Origin of the sequence: Ensifer meliloti, assembly GCF_030064585.1 — a bacterium.
GTDB lineage: Bacteria > Pseudomonadota > Alphaproteobacteria > Rhizobiales > Rhizobiaceae > Sinorhizobium > Sinorhizobium meliloti.
In genome coordinates this window covers 229439-254238 of record NZ_CP120365.1, presented here as the reverse complement: position 1 = coordinate 254238, position 24800 = coordinate 229439, and the positions used below count along the sequence as shown (strand labels likewise).

Annotated in this window: 25 protein-coding genes; 5 read left to right on the top strand and 20 right to left on the bottom strand. The window is 61.5% G+C overall.

Annotated elements, in window-relative coordinates:
* Positions 1-140 precede the first annotated feature (140 nt).
* Positions 141-1430 (top strand): citrate synthase, encoded by a 1290-nt coding sequence (gene gltA, locus PZL22_RS08330; protein ID WP_003537363.1) that lies wholly within the window; start codon positions 141-143, stop codon positions 1428-1430.
* A 329-nt stretch (positions 1431-1759) separates the two neighbouring features.
* On the opposite strand, the gene lpxB is transcribed toward gltA, so the two are convergent.
* The 14 genes from lpxB to PZL22_RS08260 form a co-directional block, all read right to left on the bottom strand.
* Complete coding sequence (lpxB, locus tag PZL22_RS08325) at positions 1760-2929, bottom strand: lipid-A-disaccharide synthase (RefSeq protein WP_003537362.1); 1170 nt, start codon at positions 2927-2929, stop codon at positions 1760-1762.
* Entirely contained in the window at positions 2926-3813 is an 888-nt protein-coding gene (locus PZL22_RS08320) for an LpxI family protein (protein ID WP_003537361.1), read from the bottom strand. The genes lpxB and PZL22_RS08320 overlap by 4 nt, the downstream gene beginning before the upstream one ends.
* Positions 3813-4631, bottom strand: a complete 819-nt coding sequence (gene lpxA, locus PZL22_RS08315) for an acyl-ACP--UDP-N-acetylglucosamine O-acyltransferase (RefSeq protein WP_162098024.1) — start codon at positions 4629-4631, stop codon at positions 3813-3815. Before lpxA ends, PZL22_RS08320 begins: the two co-directional genes overlap by 1 nt.
* Entirely contained in the window at positions 4628-5092 is a 465-nt protein-coding gene (gene fabZ / locus PZL22_RS08310; protein WP_010969260.1) for a 3-hydroxyacyl-ACP dehydratase FabZ, read from the bottom strand. The genes lpxA and fabZ overlap by 4 nt, the downstream gene beginning before the upstream one ends.
* Entirely contained in the window at positions 5085-6149 is a 1065-nt protein-coding gene (lpxD, locus tag PZL22_RS08305) for a UDP-3-O-(3-hydroxymyristoyl)glucosamine N-acyltransferase (RefSeq protein WP_003534977.1), read from the bottom strand. The genes fabZ and lpxD overlap by 8 nt, the downstream gene beginning before the upstream one ends.
* 44 nt (positions 6150-6193) lie before the next feature.
* Complete coding sequence (gene bamA, locus PZL22_RS08300; protein WP_003534979.1) at positions 6194-8524, bottom strand: outer membrane protein assembly factor BamA; 2331 nt, start codon at positions 8522-8524, stop codon at positions 6194-6196.
* A gap of 248 nt (positions 8525-8772) precedes the next feature.
* Complete coding sequence (gene rseP / locus PZL22_RS08295; RefSeq protein WP_003534980.1) at positions 8773-9897, bottom strand: RIP metalloprotease RseP; 1125 nt, start codon at positions 9895-9897, stop codon at positions 8773-8775.
* Between the two features lie 400 nt (positions 9898-10297).
* Positions 10298-11131, bottom strand: coding sequence for a phosphatidate cytidylyltransferase (locus PZL22_RS08290; protein ID WP_003534982.1), 834 nt, complete (start codon positions 11129-11131; stop codon positions 10298-10300).
* Positions 11131-11874, bottom strand: a complete 744-nt coding sequence (locus tag PZL22_RS08285; protein ID WP_003534985.1) for an isoprenyl transferase — start codon at positions 11872-11874, stop codon at positions 11131-11133. Before PZL22_RS08285 ends, PZL22_RS08290 begins: the two co-directional genes overlap by 1 nt.
* 36 nt (positions 11875-11910) lie before the next feature.
* Positions 11911-12471, bottom strand: coding sequence for a ribosome recycling factor (gene frr / locus PZL22_RS08280; protein ID WP_003534987.1), 561 nt, complete (start codon positions 12469-12471; stop codon positions 11911-11913).
* Between the two features lie 51 nt (positions 12472-12522).
* Positions 12523-13245, bottom strand: coding sequence for a UMP kinase (gene pyrH, locus PZL22_RS08275; protein WP_003534989.1), 723 nt, complete (start codon positions 13243-13245; stop codon positions 12523-12525).
* A gap of 183 nt (positions 13246-13428) precedes the next feature.
* On the bottom strand, positions 13429-14352 hold the full coding sequence (gene tsf / locus PZL22_RS08270) for a translation elongation factor Ts (protein ID WP_003534991.1): 924 nt from the start codon (positions 14350-14352) through the stop codon (positions 13429-13431).
* Between the two features lie 251 nt (positions 14353-14603).
* Complete coding sequence (gene rpsB, locus PZL22_RS08265) at positions 14604-15371, bottom strand: 30S ribosomal protein S2 (RefSeq protein WP_003534993.1); 768 nt, start codon at positions 15369-15371, stop codon at positions 14604-14606.
* Positions 15372-15556: 185 nt separating this feature from the next.
* The gene (locus tag PZL22_RS08260) at positions 15557-16375 is read right to left on the bottom strand and encodes a cell envelope integrity EipB family protein (protein WP_003534995.1); all 819 of its coding nucleotides are present in this window, start codon (positions 16373-16375) and stop codon (positions 15557-15559) included.
* Positions 16376-16516: 141 nt separating this feature from the next.
* Here PZL22_RS08260 and PZL22_RS08255 point away from each other — a divergent pair, with 141 nt between their 5' ends.
* From PZL22_RS08255 to PZL22_RS08240, 4 genes are read left to right on the top strand one after another with little or no spacing between them, the layout of a single operon-like run.
* Positions 16517-16981 carry a RidA family protein gene (locus PZL22_RS08255; RefSeq protein WP_003534997.1) on the top strand — a complete coding sequence of 155 codons (465 nt, stop codon included), beginning with the start codon at positions 16517-16519 and terminating at the stop codon, positions 16979-16981.
* A 13-nt stretch (positions 16982-16994) separates the two neighbouring features.
* The gene (locus PZL22_RS08250) at positions 16995-17720 is read left to right on the top strand and encodes a glycerophosphodiester phosphodiesterase (protein WP_003534999.1); all 726 of its coding nucleotides are present in this window, start codon (positions 16995-16997) and stop codon (positions 17718-17720) included.
* 4 nt (positions 17721-17724) lie between these two features.
* Positions 17725-18912: a GNAT family N-acetyltransferase gene (locus tag PZL22_RS08245; protein WP_003535001.1), complete on the top strand. Its 1188-nt coding sequence runs from the start codon at positions 17725-17727 to the stop codon at positions 18910-18912.
* 35 nt (positions 18913-18947) lie between these two features.
* Positions 18948-19367, top strand: a complete 420-nt coding sequence (locus PZL22_RS08240) for an HIT family protein (RefSeq protein ID WP_003535003.1) — start codon at positions 18948-18950, stop codon at positions 19365-19367.
* A gap of 254 nt (positions 19368-19621) precedes the next feature.
* Here PZL22_RS08240 and PZL22_RS08235 read toward each other — a convergent pair whose 3' ends face one another.
* The 6 genes from PZL22_RS08235 to PZL22_RS08210 form a co-directional block, all read right to left on the bottom strand.
* Positions 19622-19993, bottom strand: coding sequence for an AzlD domain-containing protein (locus tag PZL22_RS08235; protein WP_003535005.1), 372 nt, complete (start codon positions 19991-19993; stop codon positions 19622-19624).
* Complete coding sequence (locus PZL22_RS08230; protein WP_003535007.1) at positions 19963-20709, bottom strand: AzlC family ABC transporter permease; 747 nt, start codon at positions 20707-20709, stop codon at positions 19963-19965. Before PZL22_RS08230 ends, PZL22_RS08235 begins: the two co-directional genes overlap by 31 nt.
* A 72-nt stretch (positions 20710-20781) precedes the next feature.
* Positions 20782-23298 (bottom strand): ATP-dependent Clp protease ATP-binding subunit ClpA, encoded by a 2517-nt coding sequence (clpA, locus tag PZL22_RS08225; RefSeq protein WP_003535010.1) that lies wholly within the window; start codon positions 23296-23298, stop codon positions 20782-20784.
* Positions 23299-23307: 9 nt separating this feature from the next.
* Positions 23308-23661, bottom strand: coding sequence for an ATP-dependent Clp protease adapter ClpS (gene clpS / locus PZL22_RS08220; protein ID WP_003535011.1), 354 nt, complete (start codon positions 23659-23661; stop codon positions 23308-23310).
* Between the two features lie 271 nt (positions 23662-23932).
* Positions 23933-24286: a phasin PhaP2 gene (gene phaP2, locus PZL22_RS08215; protein WP_003535013.1), complete on the bottom strand. Its 354-nt coding sequence runs from the start codon at positions 24284-24286 to the stop codon at positions 23933-23935.
* A 241-nt stretch (positions 24287-24527) separates the two neighbouring features.
* The gene (locus PZL22_RS08210) at positions 24528-24731 is read right to left on the bottom strand and encodes a DUF3126 family protein (protein ID WP_003535016.1); all 204 of its coding nucleotides are present in this window, start codon (positions 24729-24731) and stop codon (positions 24528-24530) included.
* Between the last annotated feature and the right edge of the window lie 69 nt (positions 24732-24800).

The window sequence follows — 24800 nt, the reverse complement described above, 5'->3', positions numbered from 1 at the left end:
CGTTGCCATATGCGTTTTCGCATCGCACAAGTTTGCCTTTGGTACTGCTTGGCAGTCGAAAATAAATCATATAGCAAATTCGCAACGCTCAAATTCGCGGCACAGAGCTATGCCACGATGTCACAAAAACGGAGGGTCCCATGTCAGAGAAAAGCGCGACAGTAACATTCGGCGGAAAATCCGCGGACCTGCCGGTGCGATCGGGATCAATCGGTCCGGACGTCGTGGACATCGGCTCGCTCTACAAGCAGACGACGATGTTCACCTACGATCCGGGCTTTACCTCCACGGCATCGTGTGAATCGAAGATCACCTATATCGATGGCGACGAGGGCGTCCTGCTTCACCGCGGATTTCCGATCGAGCAGCTTGCTGAGCACGGCGATTTTCTCGAAGTCTGCTACCTGCTTCTCTACGGCGAACTGCCGACAAAGGCTCAGAAGGCCGATTTCGATTATCGCGTCACGCATCACACCATGGTCCACGAGCAGATGTCGCGGTTTTTCACCGGCTTCCGCCGCGATGCCCATCCGATGGCCGTCATGTGCGGCTGCGTCGGTGCCCTTTCCGCCTTCTACCACGACTCGACCGACATCACCGATCCGCATCAGCGGATGGTCGCATCGTTGCGCATGATCGCCAAGATGCCGACGATCGCCGCGATGGCCTACAAGTACCATATCGGCCAGCCCTTCGTTTACCCGAAGAACGATCTCGACTACGCCTCGAACTTCCTGCGCATGTGTTTCGCCGTGCCTTGCGAGGAATATGTCGTCAATCCGGTCCTGGCGCGCGCCATGGACCGGATCTTCATCCTCCACGCCGACCATGAGCAGAACGCATCGACCTCGACCGTTCGCCTCGCCGGCTCGTCGGGTGCCAATCCCTTCGCCTGTATCGCTGCCGGTATCGCCTGCCTTTGGGGGCCCGCCCATGGCGGCGCCAACGAGGCGGCGCTCAACATGCTCGCCGAAATCGGCACGGTCGACCGCATTCCGGAATATATCGCCAAGGCCAAGGACAAGAACGATCCGTTCCGTCTGATGGGCTTCGGCCACCGGGTCTACAAGAACTACGATCCGCGCGCGAAGATCATGCAGAAGACCACGCATGAGGTTCTCGCCGAACTCGGCCACAAGGACGACCCGCTCCTGGAAGTCGCGATGGAGCTCGAACGCATCGCCCTGACGGACGAGTACTTCATCGAGAAGAAGCTCTACCCGAACATCGACTTCTACTCCGGCATCACCCTGAAGGCCCTGGGCTTCCCCACCACGATGTTCACGGTGCTCTTCGCCCTTGCCCGCACCGTCGGCTGGATCGCCCAGTGGAACGAGATGATCGAAGATCCGGAACAGCGCATCGGCCGTCCGCGCCAGCTCTATGTCGGCGCACCGCTGCGCGACTATGTGCCGATCTCAAAGCGGTAAACGCGGGACGACCTCGACAAGAAGCCCACCCCACCAACCGTCATCCTCGGGCTCGCCCCGAGGATCCAATCACGAACGTCGTTGGTATCGGGAATGGAAGATCGAGCTCATCGAGAAGTTGAACCCGATCGGCACGCATATGGATCCTCGGGTCAAGCCCGAGGATGACATCGGTAGGGTTCGTAAAAACTAGGGCGAGGTTCTTGCACGAACAGGCAGATCGGCTTTGCGAAGGCTGAGGTTAAGGGTCACAGCAACGTCCCTTCCCAGTCCCCTCGACTCCTCCCCGGTCATCCTCGGGCTTGACCCGAGGAAGCACTCGCCTCTCCTCATCCGGCCCGAAGGCAAGCGAGGACGATATCCGCCGCCTTTTCGCCGGGCGGCCGATCCGTTTCCATTCGCTGTTGAACGAGGGCGAAGCCGTCGAGCATCGCACGACGTTGCGCCGTATCGCTCGAAAGCCGTTCGAACCAGCGCGTCAGAACGGCCGGCCGGATCGACTTGTTGAAATATTCGGGCACGACCGGAAAATCCGCGATGAGGTTCGGAAGCGCCGCGGTCCATATCCGAATGCGGGAATGCAGGAGGCTGACGATCCAGTCGGCAGAGTAGGTGGACACGACCGGAACTCCAGCGAGCGCCAGTTCGAGGATCACCGTACCCGAGGCGGCAATGGCCGCGTCGGCTTGGGCAAAAGCCTCCCATTTCCCGTCCGCCGTTACGCTTATCTCGGGCTGGATCCTCCAGGATGCCGTCAACGCCCTCACACGCTCTTCCTGGCGCGGCACGGTCGGCAAGAGGAAACGAATGCCTTCGTGCCGCTCCGCGAGTTCTTCGGCTGCTTCGCGGAAGATCGGAAGCAGGCGGCTGACCTCGCTCCCGCGCGATCCGGGCAGCAGGAGACAGGCCTTCGGCTCGCGCCGATCCTGCATCTGCTGTCTAAGCCGCTGGCGCTCCCGGACAGCGAGGACATTGCCGTCCGATGCGAGCCGATGCCCGACATAGGTCGTCGGCGGACCGCCGAGCTTCGCCATCGCTTCCTGCTCGAAGGGCAGAACCGCGAGCACGTGATCCACATAAGCACGCATGCGCGGCGCCCGCTCCGGCTTCCACGCCCAGACGCTCGGGCAGACGTAGTCGATCACGGGCAAGTCCGGCAATGCGGCGCGGACGCGTTGCGCCACGCGGTGGGTGAAGTCCGGGCTGTCGATGATCAACAAAGCATCCGGACGCGCAGCGGCGATCGCGCGGGCGGTCTGCCCAATCCGCAACAGAAGCTTCGGCAGGTTCGCCAGAACCTGCGAGAAACCCATGATCGACAGTTCGGAATAGTCGAAAAGCGACCGGAGCCCTTCGGCTTCCAGCCCCTCGCCACCAACGCCCACGAGTTCGAGCGGACCGCCCAGACGGTCACGCAGCGCCCGTACCAGGTCGGCCCCGAGCAGGTCTCCGGAAACTTCTCCGGCGATAACCGCCAGCCTGTAGGCCCTGCCCGTCATCTCCGGTCCCTGCGGCCGTCGCGCTCGATACCGAGAATAAACAGCCCGCTCCTGTCGGCCTCCTGCACGAGACGCGCGCGCTCGAGAACCAGCGCGCGTCCCGCCTCGACGGCAATGCCCGCGAGGCCGGCTGCATGCGCTCCTGCGACCGTCGACGGACCGATCGAGGGCAGGTCCGCCCGTTCGTCCTGTTGCGGCTTGCAGAGCTTGACGAGAACGCCGCGACGACGGATTGAAATCCGCCCGTCTTTCCTGAGGTCGGCCACTCTCGCCAACATGGCGTCCGTCCCTTCCGCCCCCTCCAGCGCCACCACCCTGCCGCCGACTGCAACGGCGCCCTGGCCCACATCCAGCGCCCCCAGCGCGTTGGCTGCGGCGATGCCGGCTTCGATGTCACGCCGGTCTTCGTCCGTCGGGGCATGGGCGCCGAGCGGACCGGTATCGGCAAGAAGCCCCGGAACGACCTCGTGCGCGCCGATCACATGGGCGCCACTTGCCTCGATCAATTCGATCACCATGCGCAGCACGGCGTCGTCCCCGCCGGATATCAAGGTGCGGAAAACCCGCGGCACCTTGGCCAGCGTTTTCAGCGTAGGACGGATATCGCGCCACTCCGGCCGTCGCCGCACCGCACCGGAAAGGACGACCCGGTCGATTCCCTCGGTCTCGAAAGTGCGGCTGATCGCGGCAAAGTCTCCGATTGCGCAAACGGCATGGTCGAAGCCGGTCCAATCGGTATCGGCCTCACGCGAAAGCGCGATGATGAACGGGTCTTCACCCTGAAGGCGTGCGGCCTCGGCCACGTGATGGGGAAGCGTTCCGGCACCGGCGATGATGGCGAGCCTGCCTTTTGACTGCGGCAGGCGATGAATCGCCACCGCCATCAGCCCTTGGCGCCGCGATTCGGCGACGACAGCGCGCGGTCGCTCTCCGCGGCGATGAAATCCAGGATCTCGATTGCCGGCGCGCAATCGAGATATTCGTTGCGGATAGCGGCTGCGTTCGCGCGGATCGAGCCGTCTCCTTCGAATATCTGCTTATAGCACCGCCGAACGCGATGAATCGCGGGACGATCGATCCCCGCACGGGTCATCCCGACCACGTTGAGTCCGCTCAAAACGCCGGGGTTGCCGTTGAGCATTCCATAGGGAATGACGTCATAGCTCACCGCCGACAGGCCCCCGATGAAGGCCTGACGCCCGATGCGGGTAAACTGGTGAACCGCGGAGCCGCCCCCGAGTATGGCTCGATCCTCGACGGTCACGTGCCCCGCAAGCATGACATTGTTGGAAAGGATGATGTTGTTGCCGAGGCGGCAGTCATGCGCCACGTGCGAATAGGCCAGGAACAGGTTGTTGTTGCCGATAATGGTTGCGCCGCCATGCTCCACCGTACCCGTATTCATGGTCACGCCTTCGCGGATGGTACAGTTTTCGCCAATCACCAGTTTCGTATTCAAGGCGCTGTGGTGCACGCTCTGCGAATCGCCGCCGATGACGGCACCCGGAAAGATCTTCGTGCCCTTGCCGACGCTCGTATGGCCGATGACCGCGACGTGACTCAGAATTTCGACGTCATCCGCAAGAACGACATTCGGCCCGATGTGGCAGAACGGGCCGATCTTCACGTTTTCGCCGATTACCGCACCGTTCTCGATGGCCGAGGACGGGTGGATCTTCGCACTTGATGCTATCATTCTCAGGCGTCTTCCTTGCTGACAATCATCGCGCCGATATCAGCTTCCGCGACGAGTTGCCCGTCAACTTTTGCATCGCAGTGAAATTTCCAGATATTGCCGCGCTGCTTCTGCTTCACGACATGGAACTCCACCCGGTCGCCCGGCACGACGGGTTTGCGGAACCGTGCATTGTCGATCGTCATGAAATAGACGAGATTGCTTCCGATTCCCGTCTTGCGCGCACAGATCGCGCCGGCCGTCTGCGCCATGCCTTCGATCAGAAGAACGCCCGGCATGATCGGCTTCTCGGGAAAATGCCCGGTGAAATGCGGCTCGTTGGCCGTCACGTTCTTGATCCCGATGGCCGAATTGTCGTCATCGATCTCGATGATGCGGTCCACCAGCAGGAAGGGGTAACGATGGGGAAGAAGCCTCAGGATTTCCTGTATGTCCGCCGTGCCGAGGACCGTTGCAGCCTCATTCATCCTTGCCACCCTTCTTCTTCTGCCTCTCGCTCGACCTGAGGGCCATTTCGGCGACATCGCGCAGGAAATCCCGCATCGGTCGCGCCGGAATCCCGCCATAGCGCTCGCCGGCCGGCACATCGCTCGCCACGCCGCTCATCGCGGCGATCTGCGCTCCGTCTCCAATGGTGATATGCCCGTTGACCCCGACGCCTCCGCCGATCATGACGCCGTCGCCGATCTGCGTGCTGCCGGCGATACCGACCTGGCTGACGATGCCGCAGTAGCGGCCGATGCGCACGTTATGGCCGATCTGCACGAGATTGTCGATTTTCGTCCCCTCGCCGATCACGGTGTCATCCATTGTGCCGCGGTCGATCGTCGTGTTCGCACCGATCTCGACGTGATCCTGGATGATCACCCGCCCGACCTGGACGATCTTGATCATTCCGCCCTTCGGGCCCGGTGCGTAGCCGAATCCGTCCTGGCCGATGCGCGCGCCCGGATGAATGATGACGTTGTTGCCGATCAACGCACAAAGGATGCTTGCACCGGCGGAAATGGTGCAATCCCGGCCGATCCGCACGCCCTGTCCGATCATTGCTCCCGCCGCAATGCGCGTTCCGCTTCCAATCTCGGCGCCGGCTCCGATCACAGCCATCGGCTCGACCTCGACGCCCGCCTCCAGGCGCGCCGTCGGATCGACGAAGGCTCCCGGCGCTACGCCCCTCTCGCTCGTATTATACGAGGGCCGCATGGCCCTTTCGTGAAGCAGGGTGCCGGCAAGCGCGAAGGCCGTGTGCGGCTTCGATGTCAGCAGCACGGGAATAGTGTCGGGGACGATCGACGAAATTGCTTTGTCGCAGATGATCGCGGCGGCGCGACAGGTCTGCAACTCTTCGCGATTCTTGCGCGACAGCATGTAGCAGATGTCGCCCGGCTTGGCGCGATAAACAGGCGCGACCGCACGCACGGTGCGGTCGGCGGCGCTTGTATCCAGCAACTCCGCCCCAATCTGATTCGCGAGGTCGCCCAGACGAATCCCCTGATGGGGCGGAAAAAACCAATTCTGTTCCATGGACACTCCAGAACGATTCTCTGGCAGTTCTGGACTGCTCTTTATCAGAACGACGAGTTGATACCGAACTTGAAGTTCTGGACCTCGTCGAAGTCTTCCTTCGCAACCGGCACGGCGTAGTCCACACGCAGCGGACCGAAAGGCGAAGCCCAGATCAAGCTGACGCCGACCGAGGCGCGCAGCGAGGCATCGTCCCCGCGTACCGATTCACCAGGACCGATCTCGACGTCGTTGCCGTAGAGCGTGCCCGCGTCGACGAAGAGCGCGCCGCGGAAACCGCTGTCACGCGGAAGACCCGGCAGCGGGAACGTCGCTTCCGCAGACGCCGTGAAATAGGTCGTACCGCCCAGTGCGTCGCCGTTGTTCATGCGCGGGCCGAGACCGTTGCGCTCGAAGCCACGGATGTCGTTGCTGTTCAGCTGGAACTGGTCGAAGACTTCCAGCGAACCGGACGTCTCGAACAGATGACCGGCGCTACCGGAAAGCGAACCGATGATGTCGGCCTCGTCATGCAGCGTGTAGTACCACTTGGCTTTACCCGTCAGCTTGTAGAAGTCCGACGTGCCGCCAAGGCCGGCAAACTCCTGCGTCACCGAAGCGAGGATGCCCTCGTGCGGCAGTTGAGCATCATCCAGCGTGTTGTAGGTGATGGACTGCGAGATGGACGAGCGCGTCCAGGGGCTGCCGTCGATTACACGGTCGTAGGGAGACGAGAGTTCGTCCCGGTCGCCGAAATATTCGAGCTCCGTGTAGTTGTAGCGCAGCGTGGTCGACAGGTTTTCGGTGATCGGCGCGGTCACGCGCAGGCTGAAGCCCTGATCGTTGTAGCTGTAGTTGTCGTCGTCGAAGTCGTTTTCGTTCTTGAAGAGGTCGAAGCCCGCCGCGAGACGATAGCCGAGGAAATAGGGCTCGGTGAACGAAACATTGTAGGTCTGGCTGTCCTCGCCCTTGCCGGCGGCAAGACGAATATACTGGCCACGGCCCAGGAAGTTCTTTTCCTCGATCGAAGCCTCGACGAGGAAGCCGCCGCCGTCGCCGGCGGAATAGCCGGCGCCGATGCCGAACGAACCGGTCGACTGATCCTGCACGTCGACGACGATGACGACGCGGTCAGCCGCGCTGCCCGGCTGCGTCGAGATGTTGACCGACGAGAAATAGCCGAGCGCCTCCAGGCGGCGCTTGGCGCGAGCAACCATTTCCTGGTTGAAGGCATCGCCTTCGCCGACATCGAACTCGCGACGGATAACGTAGTCACGCGTCCGGGTGTTGCCGCGAATCTCGATGCGCTCGACATAGGCGCGCTCGCCCTGGTCCACGAGATAGTCGACGGCGATCGTGTGGTTGGCGAGATCGCGGTTGCCGCGCGGCGTGACGCGCGCAAAGGGATAACCCTCCGACGCGACGCGCTTCGAAATCTCGCTCATCGTGCTCTGAATGTCCTTGGCCTTGTACACCGTGCCTTCGCGGCTCTGAACGAGACCCCTCAGTTCCTCGGCGTCGATGCCTTCGACCGTCGACTCGATATTGACCGGACCGAAGTCGTATCGAGGACCTTCCTCGATGGTGATCGTCACCGTGTATTCGTTGGTCGCCTCATTGAGCGCCGCTTCGGACGAGACCACCTGAAAATCGGCGTAGCCGCGGTTGTAATAAAACTGCCGCAGCAATTCCTCGTCGGCCCGCAACTTATCCGGATTGTAGACGTCCTTGCGCGTGAGGAACGAGAAGATGCCCGATTCCTTGGTCGCAATCACCGACTGCAGACGGCCGTCGCTATAGACCTCGTTGCCTACGAAGTTGATCTGCGTGATCTTCGTGCGTTCGCCTTCATTGATGACGAAGGCCAGGTTGACACGGCCTTCGGCAATCGGAACGACCTGGGTCGTCACGGTCACGTCGCTGCGGCCGATGGCGGCATAGGCGTCCCTGATGGCCTGAATGTCGGTTTCGACGGTCGCCTCGCTATAGGGACCGAGCGGCTGGGTGCGAACGACACCCTGGAGCTTGTCATCCTTGATCTTGCGGTTGCCGTTGAAGACCACCTGGTTGACGAGCTGATTCTCGCTGACGGAAACGACAAGCGATCCGCCGGAAACCGTGATGCTGACATCGGAGAAATAGCCGGTGGCATAGAGCCGCTTCACGGATGCGTCGATATCGGCATTGCTGAAGCTCTTGCCGGGAACGATCGTGATATTGGCGCGAACGGTTTCCGCGCTGACGCGCGTTGCCCCACGCACTTCAACCCGATTGATGACCGCGGCTTGCGCGACTGAGGTACCAGCAACAAGTCCTACCCCGGTACCCGTGGCGACCATGCTTGCTGACAGAGCAAACGCCGACACCGCGTTCAAAAACCTTGAACCAGCTTTCATGTCAAAATCTTACCTTTTCCCAACGTCCCGCGGCAGTTTCGTGCCGACTCCGGTCACGGTTGCCGTTTTAACCGCTTTTCCCATACAAGCAAGTCAGCTCGTTAATTTCTGTTTACTTCAATTCCAACCGTGGCTTAACAGCCACTACGGCCTCTTATTATCGTAAACAAACCGTTATCGAGCAGCCGGCGAAACTCACTCGCTCCCCGAATCCTTAACGATGTCCGCTCCCGCCCAAGACTCCGCCCCTATCCGAAGAGCCAGTTGATATCGTTCCAGGCCGCAAAAACCGTCAGCATGAGCACCATGGCAAAGCCTATGCGGAATGCGAGATCCTGTGCGGCAGGACCGACCGGCCTGCCGCGCAACGCTTCGACCGCATAGAACATCAGATGGCCGCCATCAAGCACCGGCACGGGCATTAGGTTGAGCAATCCAATGGAAACCGAAAGCACGGCCGCGAAATTCAGCACCTCGGCAATGCCGAGCTTCGCCATCTGACCGGACATCTGGGCGATACGGATCGGCCCGCCGACCTGATCGGCGCTCATCCGGCCGACAAAGAGATTCGAAAGATAGTCGAGCGTGCCCGTTACGATCCGCCAGCTCTGCAGTGCCCCTTGCCCCACCGCTTCGAGAGGTCCGTAGGTCTCGACCCGGAAATTGCCGGCCTCCTGGTTCGTTCCGATGCCGATCTTGCCCTCTTCCATCTTGTTGCCGAGCGGGTCGACGGATTCGGTGCGTTGGGGCACCATCGGCAGGTCGATCGCAGCGCCCTCGCGCTCGATCCGAACGGTGATCGGCAGCTCGGGACGGACGCTCACATAGCGGCGCACGTCGTCGAAGGTGGCGATCGGCTTTCCGTCGATCGAAAGCAGCCGGTCTCCCGGCAGAACACCCGCCTTTTCCGCGGCACTGTCCGGCGCCACGAAAGCGACGACGGGATCGGCGACGGCACGGCCGTAAATGGAAAAGAGGACTGCGAAGATCGCAATCGCCAGAAGAAAATTCGCGATGGGACCGGCCGCGACCGTCGCCGCGCGTTTCCATAGCTTTGCGCCCAGGAATGTACGGCCCCGCTCTTCCGGCGCGATCGTCTCCAGCCGCCGGTAGTCGGGCGTGCTCGCCGCATCCTCGTCGCCGAAGAACTTCACGTAGCCGCCAAGCGGGACCGCGCAGAATTTCCAGCGGGTGCCGTGGCGATCGGTCCAGCCGAAGAGCTCGGGTCCGAAGCCGACGGAAAAGGCCAGGATGCGGATGCCCGACCAGCGCCCCACCAGGTAGTGTCCCATCTCGTGAACGAAGACCAGCAACGTCAGGAGGAACAGGAAGGTGGGGATCGTGTACTGGAGATTGTCAAGCAGTAGGCTCATAGTCATTCCTAACGCGTCCGCTGCCACGTCCGCCAGTTCAAATTGCAAGGTCGGGGCCGTGCCGCCATGGTTCGCACCGCCGCATGATAGTCCCGCTTCGAGCCGGATATAAGGACTAGGACCTGTGGACACTTATGGATAGGGATTTGACGGCCCAAATTGCGAGGGACTTTCGTGGAAAATCCGGCGCCGCAGGCCGTCCGCCTGCAAGCCGGATTTTTCGCGACAAGGCACCGCAATATGGGCCGCCCGAAGGGTTTTGCACAAATCGCCCACTGCCGGCGGCTTTTCCCTTGCAAAGGGGGCAACCCTTTGCTGCGGAAAAATCCTTGGCATTGACCGATTTGTGCAAAATCAAACCCCTATCCATAAGTGTCCACAGGTCCTACACCGGCAGTCTTCAAAGACCCAGCAGAATCGAGCCGAAGGCGACTTCCCGGCCGCCCGCCAGCAGGAACTGCCCAAGCACCAGAGCCAGTGCGGCAATGCAGGCGAATATCAGCCCGTCCACCCGGTCCATGACGCCGCCGTGACCCGGAATCAGCCTGCTCGAATCCTTGACGCCGAAGCGGCGCTTGACGAAGGACTCGAACAGATCGCCTATCTGGCTTGCGACGGAGAGGACCAGCGCGATGACGGGGATGCGCAGGCCCTCGAGCGAAAAGTGGGCCATGAAAACGGCGACACCCGCAAGAACGCCGAAAGTCGCGCCGCCGATCGCGCCCGACCAGGTCTTGCCCGGCGAGATTGCCGGCGCCAGCTTCGGCCCGCCGATCGCCCGCCCCGTGAAGTAGGCGAAAATATCCGTTGCCCATACGACGGCGAACACGAACAGCATCGCCATCAGCCCGAGATAGTCCGCTCCGCGGATCGCCGCGAGCGAAATGCTCGTCAGGCCCGCATAGACGATCCCGCCCGGCAGCCACCAGCTGGTTCCCTTTATCAGTACCCAAAGCGCTGCCGCGAGCACACAGAGGGCAAGTCCCGGCAGGCTGATATGCATATAGTCGAGGAGGACGAGACCGGCGATCACCACCTGCGCCAGCCAGCCGAGGGCATTGCCCTGAAAGTCCCGCTCGGGGAGCTTGGTGATGGTGGACCACTCGTAATAGACGAGCAGGCCGATCGCGACGGAGAGAAGCTGGAAGGCGAAGCCGCCGATCCAGGTTGCAGCAAGAACCACCGCAGCCAGAACCAACCCGGAGGCGATACGAAGTTTGAGTTCGGCCTGCATCAGGAGCCGACCGCCAGAGTCGGTTGGGTCAGTCCGCCGAATCGGCGCTCGCGGCAGGCATATTGTTCGATCGCCGCAAAGAATGTCTCGCGCGTGAAATCCGGCCAGAGGTCCGGAATGAACAGCAATTCGGAGTAGGCCCCCTGCCAAAGGAGAAAGTTGGAGAGACGCTCCTCGCCGCTCGTCCGGATGATGAGATCGGGATCGGGAATGCCCGCCGTATCGATCGTCGAGGATATCCGTTCCGCGGTAATCTCTTCCGGCCGCAGACGACCGGCAGCCACGTCCCCCGCCAGGCGGCGCATGGCTCTCGCCAGCTCGTCTCTGGCGCCGTAATTGAACGCGATGACCACCGTGATGCCGGTGTTTGCGATCGTCGTCTCCTCCGCTTCGATGAGCAGAGGCAGGATATCGCCGCTCAGGTTCGAACGGTCGCCGATCACCCGGATGCGGACGTTCTCACGGTGGAGATCGGCGAGATCCCGTCGGATGAAAGCCTTGAGCAGGCCCATGAGGTCGCTGACCTCGTTTTCCGGCCGGTTCCAGTTCTCCGACGAGAATGCGAACAGCGTCAGGTAACGGATGCCGATCTCCGCCGCCGTCCTTACCGCCCCGCGGACCGCCTCTACGCCCTTGCGGTGGCCCATGGTACGGGGCAGTCCACGCGCATTCGCCCAACGACCGTTGCCGTCCATGATGATGGCGACGTGAGCCGGTACGTTAGCGGGATTGAATTCTTGCATGGGTTGTCCGGACAAAGAGACTCACCTATCCGCAGGTCAGACCTGCATGATTTCCTTTTCCTTCTCCGCGAGCAAGCGGTCGATTTCGGAAATTACGTCATCGGTCATTTTTTGGACCCGCTCGGACTGAGCACGGCTCTCGTCCTGGCCGATCTCGCCGTCCTTTTCGGCTTTTTTCAGGTCGTCCATACCGTCACGGCGAACGTGGCGGACGGCAACCTTGCTTTTTTCGGCATAGTCGTGCGCGACCTTGACCAGCGATTTGCGGCGCTCCTCGTTCAGTTCCGGCAGCGGAATGCGCAGGTTCTGCCCGTCGACGATCGGGTTGAGCCCCAGATTGGACTCCCGGATCGCCCGCTCCACGGCACCGACCATGGACTTGTCCCACACCGAAACCGAAAGCATCCGCGACTCCGGGACCGTGATGTTTGCCACCTGGTTCAGCGGCATGCGCGAACCGTAGGCTTCGACGGTCACCGGATCGAGTACGTTCGCCGAAGCGCGACCGGTCCGCAGCGACGCGATGTCGTGCTTGAAAGCAGCGATCGCCCCGTCCATCCGACGCTTGAGTTCCTTCAGATCCACACCTTCACTCATGGTTCAAGACTCCCGTTCCTATCAGCGGCCCTTGCGGGCCCCAGCAGCTTGTCAATTATCGGTCACGATGGTGGCACGGCCGCCACCCGTCAATATCTCCGTGAAGCCGCCCTTCTCGTGGATGGAGAAGACGACGATCGGAATGGCATTCTCCCGCGCAAGCGCCACGGCGGCAACATCCATGACCGCGAGGCCTTTTTCGAGAATCTCGCTATGGGTCAGGCGGTCGAAGCGGGTGGCCGAGGGGTCCTTCTTCGGATCCGCGGAATAGATGCCGTCGACCTGTGTTCCCTTGAAGATCGCCTCGGCGCCCATCTCCGCCGCACGAAGCGCCGCAGCCGAATCCGTCGTGAAGAACGGATTGCCCGTGCCGCCGGCGAAGATCACGACACGGCCGAGCGAAAGATGATAGAGCGTCGCGCGCTGCGAGAAACTCTCGCAGATTTCCGGCATGGCGATGGCCGACAGGACGACGGTGTCGATATCGAGCTTGCGCAGCGACGTCGCCAGCGCAAGCGCGTTGATGACCGTCGCCAGCATTCCCATGTGGTCGCCGGTTACGCGGTCGCCGCCCTTGGACGCGACAGCGACACCGCGGAAGATGTTGCCGCCGCCGACGACGACGCCGACTTCGACACCCATCGCTCTCGCTTCCGCGATATCGGAGGCAATTCGGTCGGCTACGGCAACATCGATGCCGAACCCCTGGCTTCCCATAAGCGCTTCACCGGAGGCCTTGAGAAGAACGCGCTTGTAGATTGGCTTGGCCGACATTGTCACTCCTGAAATAGATCGGCGCGCGTGTGCAGGCATCTGGCGCACACCGGCGTAAAGGCAAAATCCGCTGCGTGGTATCAACCGCTCCGGCGGGTCCTACGCATCGACTGGAGCCGGATACACGAAGGGCACCGCGTTGTCACGCGATGCCCCCACGTTTTCCCATTCGGGGTGAAGAAATCAACCCTTCGCGGCGGCTGCCACTTCTGCCGCGAAATCGCTCTCTTCCTTTTCGACGCCTTCGCCGAGCAGGAGACGAGCAATGCCGGCGACTTCGATCGGCGCGCCGACGGACTTTTCCGCTTCCTTGATCGCGGCTTCCACCGTCTGGTCAGGGTTCATGACGAAAGCCTGCGACAGAAGGGCGACCTCCTCGAAGAACTTGCGCATGCGGCCATCGACCATCTTTTCGATGATGTTGTCCGGCTTGCCGGAAGCGCGCGACTGCTCGATGAAGACGTTGCGCTCGCGCTCGGCGACCGCCGGGTCGATTTCGCTCGAACGGACGGCGAGCGGGTTGGTCGCGGCGACGTGCATGGCAACCTGCCGGCCGATCGCGTTCAGAGCTTCCTTGTCGCCGGTCGACTTCAACGCGACGAGCACGCCGAGCTTGCCGATGCCTTCACCTGCGGCATTGTGCACATAGGTCGCGACGACGCCGTCCTCGACCTCGAGCAGTGCCGAGCGGCGCAGCGTCATGTTCTCGCCGATCGTGGCAATGGCGTCCTTGATCGTGTCTTCAACGGACTTGCCGGTCGCCGGATAGGTCGCCTTGGAAACGGCTGCAACGCTGCCGTCGGTGCCAAGCGCGACATTGGCAACGCCGCGGACGAGCTCCTGGAAGGCATCGTTGCGGGCAACGAAGTCGGTTTCGGAGTTGATTTCGACGACGACGGCCTTGGTGCCGGAGCTGGCAATGCCGATGAGGCCTTCGGCAGCAGTGCGGCCGGACTTCTTGTCAGCCTTGGCGATGCCCTTGGCGCGCAGCCAATCGATGGCGGCTTCCATGTCGCCATTGGTCTCGGCAAGCGCCTTCTTGCAGTCCATCATGCCTGCGCCGGTCTTTTCGCGCAGCTCCTTCACCATTGCGGCGGTAACAGTCATCTTTGTGCCTCTTGTCTGTTTGCTGGCGCGCCGACCGGGATTGGCGCAGTGCCAGAAGGTTTGGCAGGAAATGGCCTTTCTGTGTGACATCGTGATGAAGCCACTTTAGCGATGTTCGCGGGCTCACCGCGCGCGATCGGCCGGGCCATTTCCGGCTGATAAAGAACAAGGCCGTTCAGATTCTACATCACAAACGGCCTCGTCCCGATATTTCATGCGTACGGCAGCGCTTCGTCTGCCGGTCGGGCCGATCAGGCTTCGGACGCTTCCTCGAGAGCCGGCTCGACCGGAACCTCTTCGGATGCGCCGAGATCGCGACCAGAGGCGCCCTGCTGACGGGCAATACCGTCAATGGCGGCGCGGGCGATGAGATCGCAGTAAAGGGCGATAGCGCGCGATGCGTCGTCGTTGCCCGGGATCGCGTAGTCGATCTGGTCCGGATCGCAATTGGAGTCGATGACGGCAACCACCGGAATGCCAAGACGCTTGGCTTCGTCGATGGCGATCGATTCCTTGTTGGTGTCGATGATGAACATCAGATCCGGGGTACCGCCCATATCGCGGATGCCGCCGAGTGCGCGGTTGAGCTTCTCGCGCTCGCGCTCGAGGTTCAGGCGCTCCTTCTTCGTGAAGCCGGAAGCTTCCGAAGCCAGGATCTCATCGAGCTTGCGCAGGCGCTGGATCGAGTTGGAGATCGTCTTCCAGTTCGTCATCATGCCGCCGAGCCAGCGGGCATTGACGTAGTACTGGGCGGAACGCTTCGCTGCGTCCGCGATGATCTCGGAAGCCTGGCGCTTGGTGCCGACGAAAAGCACGCGGCCGCCGCTGGCGACGGTGTCGCTCACGACCTGCAGGGCGCGCGACAGCATCGGAACGGTCTGGGCGAGATCGATGATGTGAACGTTGTTACGGTCGCCGAAGATGTACGGCTTCATCTTCGGGTTCCAGCGGTGTGTCTGGTGGCCGAAGTGCACGCCCGCCTCGAGAAGCTGGCGCATAGTGAAATCAGGCAATGCCATGCCTTTGTCTCCTTTTCCGGTTGAACCTCCGCAAGGCGTCGAGCGCACCGCAATGCGCCCACCGGCGGAACGATCCGGATTTCTCCCGGAAAATCCCATGCCTTACGTGTGGAATGGCCAGCCCCTTAGCGGCAACCGCCCGAGAAATCAAGCCTTGATGTCGTTTTGGAGTCGTTTGCCGGCGCTTACTTGCACTCTTCGGTGTTGAAGACCTCGAGCTTGGCGAGTTTTCCGCTCAGGACGAAGTCTCCGTAGTCCATGGTGAGATCCCGCGTCACTCCGTTCTCGTAGAGCTTGAACGCCATGCGATAGACGGGCAGCGCGTCGCCGTTCGCTTCGTCGTTGAAATAGGTGATCGTCACCGGCCAATAGTTCTCGCCCGCAAGCTTTCCGGCCTTGCCGACATCCGCGTCGTCAGGAGCGGGCTTGCGCGGCTTGCCCACGAAGGTCGAGGTGATCAGCGTCTTGTCGCCCGAATCGGAACCATCGAAGATACGCGCCTCGAAAAAGCTCTCTCCTTTTTTCGCACGTTCGATCACTTCGAGCATGTGCTCGGTCGGAAACCGGCTGGCCGCAAGCGCCACCTGGCGCTTGTCCGGAGCGGTCAGCTCGACCTTGACGCCCGATTTATCGTCATGCGCGCTTCCGCGCACCTCCTTGTCCAGCTTCTCGTCGGTGAAGGAGCGGGTGAGGAAACGAAAATTGCCGTTCTTCATGTCCTCATAGGTGGTGGTCTGCTGATCGGTGAGGCGAACCTCCTCGCCCGTATCGACCTGGGTGACGAAGCGGAAGCTGACGGTATAGCCTTCGCAGGAGGAGCCGTTGAACTCATAGACCATGCGGCCATACATGCCGGAGATGCCGGACCGCTCAGAGGCGTCCTTCAGCTCCAGATCGTAGACGGCGCGATGGGGAACAAGAGCAGTCGCCTGTGCAGCGCCCGCCGTCATGACCACGACACAGACGCTTCCCAGGGTGACCAGACCGAAGCCTTTACGAAACATCCGTTTCCTCCTGTTGGACTCGCCGCCAATGCGATAAACAAGCTTTCGGCAGAAACAAGGCAGATCGGTTCTGGTCCACGCCTGTCACGATCTGCTTTGCATGCCGGATTTTAGCACAAAAGACAACAACGGAGCCTTTCCATGTCCGCAGAGATCGAAACCCGCCTCACCGAACTCGGCATCGTCCTTCCGCAGGCTGTTGCGCCTGTCGCGAACTACGTGCCTTACGTCGTCTCCGGGTCGATGCTCTACATTTCCGGGCAGCTGCCGATGGAAAACGGCAAGGTCGCCGTCACCGGCCATGTCGGCAAGGATGTCGATGTCGCCGGCGCGCAAAGAGCCGCCGAACTCTGCGCGATCAACATCCTGGCACAGGCCAAGGCGGCTCTTGGCGATCTCGGCCGTATCCGCCGCCTCGTCAAGATCAACGGCTTCGTCGCTTCCACGCCGGACTTCGTCGAACAGCACCTGGTGATCAACGGTGCCTCCAACCTGCTTGCCAACGCGCTCGGCGAGGCCGGCAAGCACGCTCGTGCGGCTGTCGGCATGGCTTCCCTTCCCTTCAACGCGGCTGTCGAGGTCGACGCCGTGATCGAAATCGCGTGATCAGGGACGTCCAATGAAGGATCTTTCCTGGCTCAAGGCCCAGCCGATCGCCCATCGCGGCTTCCATGACATGAATCGCGAAGTCTGGGAGAACACGCTCTCGGCCTTCGCCCGCGCGGCCGAAGCCGGTTTCGCGATCGAATGCGATCTTCAATTTGCGGCCGACAGCGTTCCGGTCGTTTTCCACGACCACGACCTGCAGCGTCTCTGCGGGATCAGAGGCGACGTGCGGGCGAAAACGTCCGCCGAGCTCGGGCTGTTGTCCATCGGCGGCACCAGGGACAAGGTACCGACGCTCAAGCAGATGCTGCGCCTCGTCGCCGGCCGGGTCCCGCTCATCATTGAACTCAAGGGGCGGAAGGGCGACGACGAGGGCTTTGCCGCGGCCGTGCTCGAGACGCTGGAAGGCTATGACGGCCACGTTGCGCTGATGAGCTTCGACCATTGGCTGCTCAGGGACCTGAAGGAGCTGGACGCGCCCTACCCCCTCGGCCTGACTGCCGAAGGCTCCAATCCGGAGACCTTCTTCGTGCACGAGGAGGCGATGCATCTCGGGCTCGACTTCATTTCGTACCATTACGGCCACCTTCCAAATCCTTTCACGGAAAAGGAGCGCGCGCTCGGCCGCACGCTCATCACCTGGACGGTGCGGGACAGACAGGCTCAGGAGCACACATTCGCCAATGCCGACCAAATGACCTTCGAGGGTTTCGATCCGCGGGAGATCATGATTTCGTAGGCGCATGACAGACGCGATCACCATCCGCATAGAGCATTCGTTCACGTCGATACCGCCGGCGAGCTGGGACAGGCTTGCCGGCGCCTCGAAGGGGCATGCCGGCACGCCCTACAACCCCTTCGTCTCCCATGCCTACCTTTCCGCACTGGAAGAATCCGGATCGGCAACGGCGGAAACGGGATGGCTCGGGCAGCATCTCCTGATGGAGGACGCGGACGGTTCCCTGCGGGGGGCGCTTGTCTGCTACGTCAAGAGCCACAGCCAGGGGGAGTATGTTTTCGACCATGGATGGGCGGATGCCTTCGAGCGTGCCGGCGGCCGCTACTACCCGAAGCTGCAATGTTCCGTGCCCTTCACGCCGGCAACAGGGCCGCGGCTGCTTGCGGCCGAGGGGAGCGACCGGCAAACGGTCGGCAATGCGCTCGCGGCCGGTCTCAAGGAACTCACGCGCCGCCACGGTCTTTCCTCGGCCCACGTGACCTTCGTCCCGGTTGACGAGATGGCGGCCTTGGAGCAGGCGGGCTTCCTGCACCGTATGGACCAGCAGTTCCATTTCATCAATCAGGGCTATGGATCGCATGACGACTTTCTCGCCACGCTTGCCTCGCGAAAGCGCAAGGCACTGAAGAGAGAGCGCCGCGCAGCCGTCGAAAACGGCATAACCATCGACTGGCTGACCGGCAGCGACCTCACGGAAGAGATCTGGGACCAGTTCTTCGCCTTCTACATGGACACCGGCGGACGCAAATGGGGCCGCCCCTATCTGACCCGCGCCTTCTACTCACTCATCGGCGAGCGGATGGCCGACGACATCTTGCTGGTCATGGCCAAACGCGGCGGGCGCTACATCGCGGGTGCGATCAATTTCATCGGCGGCGATGCGCTGTATGGCCGGCACTGGGGCTGTATCGAGGACCACCCCTTCCTGCATTTCGAAGTCTGTTACCATCAGGCGATCGATTACGCGATCGCGAAGGGATTGAAACGCGTCGAGGCCGGCGCGCAGGGCGAGCACAAGCTCGCGCGGGGCTACATGCCGGTGACCACCCATTCCGCTCATTTCATCAGCCATCCGGGGCTTGCGCGCGCCGTAGCCGATTATCTGGAACGGGAGCGCCGGGATGTGGAAGAAACCGGCGAGTTTCTTGCGGGGCACGGGCCTTTCCGCAAAGGTGAGCGCCAGGACGACTGAGACACCGCGAACGCGTGCCAGGAAAAGGAAACGACATGAGTGCATATGACACAAACAATATCTTCGCCAAGATATTGCGCGGCGAGATACCCTCGCACCGCGTCTACGAGGACGAAGCTACGGTCGCCTTCATGGATGTGATGCCGCAGGCCGAGGGCCACGTTCTGGTGCTGCCGAAGGCACCGTCCCGCAACATTCTCGACGCCGACCCGGCCACCCTCACCAGCCTGATCGCAACTGTCCAGAAGATCGCCGTCGCCGCCAAGGCCGCTTTCGACGCCGACGGCGTCACGATCATGCAATTCAACGAGGCACCGGCCGGACAGTCGGTCTTCCACCTCCACTTCCACGTCGTCCCCCGCCGCGAGGGCGTTCCGCTGAAGCCGCATTCCGGCAAGATGGAAGACGGGGACGTGCTGGCCGCAAACGCAGAGAAGATCCGCCGGGCGCTTTAAGGCCCGTTGAGATTGGGGATTCCCGCGGCGGCTTGTTTGATTTCCTCATCGCTGTGCTCCTCACAGGGATGAGGACGTTGGGAAGGCCCAGACATCGCTTCAGCCCGTAGAGATCGGGCTGTTTGCTATGTGCTCACCTGAAATCGCGGAGACGGCGTGCCGGCAGAGAAAGACTCAGGCAAAGGATCCTCATCTAATAAGGTAGCCTTGATTCAAACGTTTACGGCAATCTGTCATATCAATGCTTTAAATCGTCAAAACCCCCGCCACCAAAGACCAGCGGCCAGGGCGGCGATTGCCGTTGCAATGCCGGCGGCGGGCTTCTGGCGGGCGGCGAAAAACACGATCGCGCCTATCACGACGGAGCCCAGCCGAAGCCACAGTGGCGACTGCGCAAGAACGCCGGTCGGGTAAAGAATAAGCTTTGCGATGACCGCTGCGACCAGTGCCGTCGCCACCGCCCTCACCCAGTTCAGCGCCTCCGAATCGTCGCGCAGACGATTGCCGGCGAGGACCCCTAGCCATCGCCAGATATCGGTCGCGAGCCAGCCGGCTATCGCGATGAACGCATAGGCCCACCATCCGTCCATCCAGGTCACGCGCTCTTCTCCCGCCGCGCGCGCCATAGGCGCTCGCCCGCCCAGGCCAGCGTTCCGCCGCCAAGGCCGGCGAGCAGGATGTCGAACTCGGGTGCGATCCAGTAGCAGAGCGGCCCTGCGACGAGCCCGATGGCGAGGGCCGCGTAGACGACCGGATGGCGCGCGGAATTCCAGATCGAGGCGAGGAAATAGACCGGCGTCAGAAAGAAGAGACATCCGGCGACGATCGGCGGGAAATCGGCGACGAGCCGATAGACGATCCCGACCAGCGCCATGTTCGTGGCCACCAGCGTGATGCCGAAGCCGGCGAAGAAGGTCGCGCGATGCTGGCGCGGAACCGCATGCACGCGCTCCATCGCGAAGACCCAGGCGGTGATGGCGATGAAATGCGAAAGCACGAGAAGCAGCCATGTCGGCGTCTTCGGCGTGCGCAGTTCGGGAACGAGTGCGGCGACCATCGGCATCAAGCGCACCGACGAAAGCGTGACCGCCAGGAACGCCGTCGCAAGACTGGCGCCGCTGAGGATCGAACTCACGAGAATGACCTTTGCCGGCAGGGCCCAGACGATGCCGGTCATGAACACGACCTGCGCCGGCGGGATCCCGGCCTGAACCGTCAGCGAGCAGAAGCCCACGAAGGAAAGCATGAGGATTATGGCCGGAAGGCTGAATATCCCGCGCGCACCCGCCAGAAACCAGCCCAGAGGCGATCGCTCCTCTTCGATACGGTTTGTGGAATCCACCCGCTATGCTCCACGCTCACAAGAAAGTGCCGGGTAACTCACCCGGCACCGTCACGTCCAGTCGCGATCGCGTTATTTCTTGCGCGGCACCTTCGGAACCGTCCGCCCCCTGAGGGGAGCCGCGCCGGAGCTGCCGCCGCTCTTGTTCGAGGACTTGGCGGTCGTCTTCTTCGACTTGGCTTTTGCGCCCTCTTCGGCTGCGGCTACGCTTTCCTTTTCGGCAGCCTTCTTGGGTTTCGCGCCCTTGCCGGCCGGACGCGAGACCTCGGCCTTGGGCTTGATCGGAGCAGTTTCCGGCACGGCTTCGAGCATGAGCCCCTTCGTGCCGTCTTCCTTGTTGCCGATCGTCACCTTGACGACACCGCCCTTCTTGAGCTTGCCGAAGAGGATCTCGTCCGCGAGGGGCTTCTTGATGTTTTCCTGGATGACGCGCGCCAGCGGCCGTGCACCCATCTTCTCATCATAGCCCCTCTCTGCAAGCCAGGCGATCGCATCAGGCGCAAGGTCGAAGGTGACATTGCGCTCCGCAAGCTGCGTTTCGAGCTGCATGACGAACTTCTGCACGACCTTGTGGATGACCGGGGTCGGCAGAGAGTTGAACGGAATGACGGAGTCCAGACGGTTGCGGAACTCCGGCGTGAAGAGGCGATTCAGCGCCTCCACGTCCTCGCCGGTTCGCTTGGAGGAACCGAAGCCGATCGCCGCCCGAGCCATGTCGGACGCGCCGGCATTGGTCGTCATGATCAGGATGACGTTCCGGAAATCGATCTTCTTGCCGTTATGGTCGGTCAGCGAACCGTGGTCCATGACCTGCAAGAGGATGTTGAAGAGATCCGGATGCGCCTTTTCGATTTCGTCGAGGAGCAGCACGCAATGCGGATGCTGGTCGACGCCATCGGTCAGGAGTCCGCCCTGATCGAAACCGACATAGCCGGGAGGCGCGCCGATCAGTCGGGAGACCGTGTGGCGTTCCATATATTCCGACATGTCGAAGCGCAGCAGCTCGACGCCGAGCGAGGTGGCGAGTTGCTTCGCCACTTCCGTCTTGCCGACGCCGGTCGGGCCGGAAAAGACGTAGCAGCCGATCGGCTTGTTGGGCTCGCGAAGGCCTGCGCGCGCCAGCTTGATCGACGAGGCGAGCGCCTCGATCGCCAGATCCTGGCCATAAACGACGGAACGCAGTTCCTGCTCGAGATTGGCGAGCACGGCTTCGTCGTCCTTGGACACGGTCTTCGGCGGGATGCGTGCCATCGTTGCGACGGTCGCTTCGATCTCCCTTTCGGTGATCAGCTTGCGGCGTTTGCTGACGGGCAAAAGCATCTGAGCGGCACCGGACTCGTCGATGACGTCGATCGCCTTGTCCGGCAGCTTCCGGTCATTGATATAGCGTGCCGAAAGCTCCACCGCCGCCTTGATGGCATCGTTGGTGTATTTCAGCTGGTGGTAGTCCTCGAAATACGGCTTGAGGCCCTTCATGATCTCGATCGTGTCCGCGATCGTCGGCTCGTTGACGTCGATCTTCTGGAAGCGGCGAACGAGAGCCCGGTCCTTTTCGAAGAACTGGCGGTACTCCTTATAGGTGGTCGAGCCGATGCAGCGGATCGCGCCGGAAGAAAGCGCGGGCTTCAAGAGGTTCGACGCGTCCATGGCGCCGCCGGACGTGGCGCCGGCACCGATGACCGTGTGGATCTCGTCGATGAACAGCACTGCACCGGGATAGTCTTCGAGTTCCTTGACCACCTGCTTCAGGCGTTCCTCGAAGTCGCCGCGATAGCGGGTACCGGCCAGCAGGGTTCCCATGTCGAGCGCGAAGATCGTTGCGTCCTGCAACGCCTCGGGCACCTTCTTCTCGATGATCCGCTTGGCAAGGCCCTCGGCGATCGCCGTCTTGCCGACGCCCGGATCGCCCACGTAAAGCGGGTTGTTCTTGGACCTGCGGCAAAGCACCTGAATGGTCCGGTTCACTTCGGCGTGACGCCCGATCAACGGATCGATCTTGCCGGACTTGGCCTTTTCGTTGAGGTTCACGCAATAGGCCGTGAGCGCATCCTGCTGCTTCTTCGGGCCGGCCTCCTCGCTCTCGCGCGAAGCCTTCTGTTCGGAGTCCTGGTCTTCCGCCCCGCGCACCGGCCGCGCCTCGGAGCTCCCCGGCCGCTTGCCTATGCCGTGCGAAATGAAATTGACTGCATCATACCGTGTCATCTCCTGCTCCTGCAGGAAATAGGCAGCATGGCTCTCGCGCTCGGCGAAGATCGCCACGAGCACGTTGGCGCCGGTCACCTCCTCGCGGCCCGAAGACTGCACATGGATGACGGCTCGCTGGATCACGCGCTGGAAACCGGCCGTCGGCTTGGAGTCCTCGTCGTAACCGGTGACGAGGTTCGACAATTCGTTGTCGACGTAATCGGTCACGGTCTTGCGAAGCGTGTCGAGATTGACGTTGCACGCGCCCATCACAGCCGCCGCATCGGCATCATCGATCAATGCCAGCAGCAGGTGCTCGAGCGTCGCATATTCGTGATGGCGCTCGTTGGCAAAAGTCAGTGCCTGATGCAGCGCCTTTTCGAGGCTGGGCGAAAATGTTGGCACGTTAGTTCCTCATTTCTTTTCCATGACGCATTGCAACGGATGTTGATGCTGCCTGGCGAAATCCATCACCTGCGTCACCTTGGTTTCGGCGACCTCGTAGGTGAAGACGCCGCATTCTCCAACGCCGTGGTTGTGGACATGTAGCATTATGACGGTCGCCTCTTCGCGGTTCTTCTGAAAGAAGCGCTCGAGGATGTGAATGACGAATTCCATCGGTGTGTAATCGTCATTCAAAAGCAGAACGCGGTACAAACTCGGCTTCTTGGTCTTCGGCTTGGTGCGCGTGATGACGGACGTGCCACGACTGGGGCCGCCTCCGTCTCCTTCGCTTCCCTGCTGCATCCGGACCGGCATGGCGATCATTCTTGTTCATTCCTTTACAGCCGCGGATCCATTCGCATTCGGCCACGACATGCTTGCCTTTATCTAATGGTTCGTTCTTGGATTTTAAGACCGAACCCACGCACTGCAAACATATTCGCACGGCGAAACACAAGATTGATCAAATTTCTTCGGCGGCGGTGGCAACTTTCACGGGTTGCGGCGGGATCAATGAGCCGCGGCGCACGAACAGACGAAGGCCGGCCGCGGCATCCGCGACCGGCCTGTTCTGCAATAGCGATGAGGCTGATGGTCAGGCGGCGGCGGCTGTCTTGACCGCAGCGGTCGCCTTGGCAACCGGTGCCTCGTACGGCTTGTAGGCGTCCTTGGCGAGGTCGGCATACATCTCACCGATCTTCGTCGCCTCGGTGAAGAAGCCTTCGTAGCTTGCCTTCAGATAATTCGTCTGAAGCTCGAACGCTGCCTCCAGGCTTTTGACGCTGGTAAGCTTTTCGAGATGAGCAACGCTATCCTCGAAGGACTTCTTCGAATAATCGGCCGCTTCGGTCGCAATAGCCTGGAAGCCTTTGGTCATGGCGGAGTAGCTCTTCACGGCCACGTCGAGGGCTTCCTTGCTCTTCTTGTTCGCATCGTCGAAGTTAAACATCGGGTGTCTCCTTGTGACGGCTCGGCTAGGAACTCGGTTTAGTCTATGTGCACTGCACAAAAAGTCAAGTTCAGTGTGCAATGCAATAAAACACAGTTCTTGCAACGACTTGATGAAGACCGGACGCCTCCGGACAAATTCTTCGAAAAGTATGATTTAACAGCAGAAAACCCGGCCTGATTGCTCAGAACCGGGTCTTGCAACGCGCGATTACCACCGATCCCGGTGGGATCGAGGGCTCTCAGAGATCGATGTCGAGGATCGCCATCGAGAAATTATAGGAGAGCTCGCCGTCCTCTTCGTCACGGAAGACGACACCGAGAAATTCGTCGCCGAGATAGACTTCAGCGGATTCGTCCTTCTTCGGGCGAGCCTTGACGACCATGGACTGGTTGAACGTGCGCTTAAGATAGGCCTCAAGCTTGCGGATTTCTTCGGGCTTCAAAACTCTTCTCCGTAGCCGATTGATTTGCCGCGCTTGTTGCACGGGCCATTGCCAGGTGTAAACCCATCA

Coding starts and splice junctions, on each gene's coding strand:
- gltA (WP_003537363.1), top strand. CDS start 141: ATGTCAGAGAAAAGCGCGACAGTAACATTCGGCGGAAAATCCGCGGAC.
- lpxB (WP_003537362.1), bottom strand. CDS start 2,929: ATGACGGGCAGGGCCTACAGGCTGGCGGTTATCGCCGGAGAAGTTTCC.
- PZL22_RS08320 (WP_003537361.1), bottom strand. CDS start 3,813: ATGGCGGTGGCGATTCATCGCCTGCCGCAGTCAAAAGGCAGGCTCGCC.
- fabZ (WP_010969260.1), bottom strand. CDS start 5,092: ATGAATGAGGCTGCAACGGTCCTCGGCACGGCGGACATACAGGAAATC.
- lpxD (WP_003534977.1), bottom strand. CDS start 6,149: ATGGAACAGAATTGGTTTTTTCCGCCCCATCAGGGGATTCGTCTGGGC.
- bamA (WP_003534979.1), bottom strand. CDS start 8,524: ATGAAAGCTGGTTCAAGGTTTTTGAACGCGGTGTCGGCGTTTGCTCTG.
- rseP (WP_003534980.1), bottom strand. CDS start 9,897: ATGAGCCTACTGCTTGACAATCTCCAGTACACGATCCCCACCTTCCTG.
- PZL22_RS08290 (WP_003534982.1), bottom strand. CDS start 11,131: ATGCAGGCCGAACTCAAACTTCGTATCGCCTCCGGGTTGGTTCTGGCT.
- PZL22_RS08285 (WP_003534985.1), bottom strand. CDS start 11,874: ATGCAAGAATTCAATCCCGCTAACGTACCGGCTCACGTCGCCATCATC.
- frr (WP_003534987.1), bottom strand. CDS start 12,471: ATGAGTGAAGGTGTGGATCTGAAGGAACTCAAGCGTCGGATGGACGGG.
- pyrH (WP_003534989.1), bottom strand. CDS start 13,245: ATGTCGGCCAAGCCAATCTACAAGCGCGTTCTTCTCAAGGCCTCCGGT.
- tsf (WP_003534991.1), bottom strand. CDS start 14,352: ATGACTGTTACCGCCGCAATGGTGAAGGAGCTGCGCGAAAAGACCGGC.
- rpsB (WP_003534993.1), bottom strand. CDS start 15,371: ATGGCATTGCCTGATTTCACTATGCGCCAGCTTCTCGAGGCGGGCGTG.
- PZL22_RS08260 (WP_003534995.1), bottom strand. CDS start 16,375: ATGTTTCGTAAAGGCTTCGGTCTGGTCACCCTGGGAAGCGTCTGTGTC.
- PZL22_RS08255 (WP_003534997.1), top strand. CDS start 16,517: ATGTCCGCAGAGATCGAAACCCGCCTCACCGAACTCGGCATCGTCCTT.
- PZL22_RS08250 (WP_003534999.1), top strand. CDS start 16,995: ATGAAGGATCTTTCCTGGCTCAAGGCCCAGCCGATCGCCCATCGCGGC.
- PZL22_RS08245 (WP_003535001.1), top strand. CDS start 17,725: ATGACAGACGCGATCACCATCCGCATAGAGCATTCGTTCACGTCGATA.
- PZL22_RS08240 (WP_003535003.1), top strand. CDS start 18,948: ATGAGTGCATATGACACAAACAATATCTTCGCCAAGATATTGCGCGGC.
- PZL22_RS08235 (WP_003535005.1), bottom strand. CDS start 19,993: ATGGCGCGCGCGGCGGGAGAAGAGCGCGTGACCTGGATGGACGGATGG.
- clpS (WP_003535011.1), bottom strand. CDS start 23,661: ATGATCGCCATGCCGGTCCGGATGCAGCAGGGAAGCGAAGGAGACGGA.
- phaP2 (WP_003535013.1), bottom strand. CDS start 24,286: ATGTTTAACTTCGACGATGCGAACAAGAAGAGCAAGGAAGCCCTCGAC.